Consider the following 1,154-nt stretch of genomic DNA (forward strand, 5'->3'; position numbering starts at 1 on the left):
GCCAGATTGGGATAAAGCAGCGGCCGAACGAGAAGCAACCTATTAGTCAAATCGAAAATAGGATTCGACACCTATGATGCAACAACAAAGGGCGCGTTCTGCGCCCTTTGTTTTCATCAGTTCATTCTAGTCGAAGTACATCATCAAAATGCAAGTAAACCATTAACGTCGACGAATTCTTGGCACCGGTTGGATGTTTGGTCGAGTCTGAGGTCTCTGAATATTTGGCTTGGTAATCGGACGCGGCACGTTATGCGCGGGTAATGGCTGTGTCTTCAATGTTGATTCTGGCAACGTCGTTTGTTTTGGTAACGTTTTTGTTTCTACACGCTGGGGACGCTCGTGCCATTTTGCTTGAATCGCTTGTTTTTGTTCATCCGGCAACGTCTGCCAGTGGTTATCCAGTTGTCGCTTCATGTTATCGAAGTTGGCGTTCATATCGCCATCTTTCCAATCTTCAACTTTGTCTTTGATTGACTGTTGTTGATCGTCGTCGAGACTATTCCACCATGCCTCGAGCTTTTCTCGATGGTCATGTCCGTTGTCACAGCAACCCGGATAATAGTAAATCCAATAGTCATCGTGACCATACCACCAAGGGTCGTAATACCCACTCGAATAATAGACAGATGAAGAACCAGTTGAAGGAGACGAGCATCCCACCAGCACTGTACCGCACAACAATACCAACAAACCCGCTTCTAGCTTCTTCATACTGACTTTCCTCTTTACTCTACATTTTATGCTTACATCAGCTTTTTCGCTTTGTTGATGGACTCGATGATCGTCACTCTGTCTAAATTAGGGTCATTGGAATCTAGGAGTAGCACCCAAGTATCGATGGCTTCTTGAAAGCGGAAAGAAATGAAGTGATCGTTCGCTATCAACGACAATGCGGCTTCATTATAAGGTTCAAGTTGCAACGCCTGTTCTAATAGTAAACTGACTTCAACAGTCATCGCTTGTTTATGCAGGTAGTATAATGTTGTCGCCTTAGCGGCAAGTTGCGTCGCGGTTACGTTGTCAGTGAGTTGGAGTGTGTAGTCGAAACAAATCAACGCGGCATCAAATTCTCCCTCCAACAGATAACCTTGACCTAACTGAAACCAAAGCTCATCGTTATTCGGCTCTTGTTTTAACTGTTGCTGTATTTC

1 protein-coding gene and 1 pseudogene are annotated in these 1,154 nt (G+C 44.6%); both read right to left on the minus strand.

The window, feature by feature from the left end:
• Window positions 1–162 precede the first annotated feature (162 nt).
• Window positions 163–714: a hypothetical protein gene (locus R7Q47_RS25725; protein WP_020838770.1), complete on the minus strand. Its 552-nt coding sequence runs from the start codon at window positions 712–714 to the stop codon at window positions 163–165.
• Between the two features lie 32 nt (window positions 715–746).
• Window positions 747–1,154, minus strand: a pseudogene (locus R7Q47_RS25730) (hypothetical protein); the annotation flags it as partial.

The organism is Vibrio sp. Vb0349 (assembly GCF_033338975.1).

Excerpts from the sequence above, each read along its gene's own strand:
- R7Q47_RS25725 (WP_020838770.1), bottom strand. The coding sequence starts at position 714 with ATGAAGAAGCTAGAAGCGGGTTTGTTGGTATTGTTGTGCGGTACAGTG.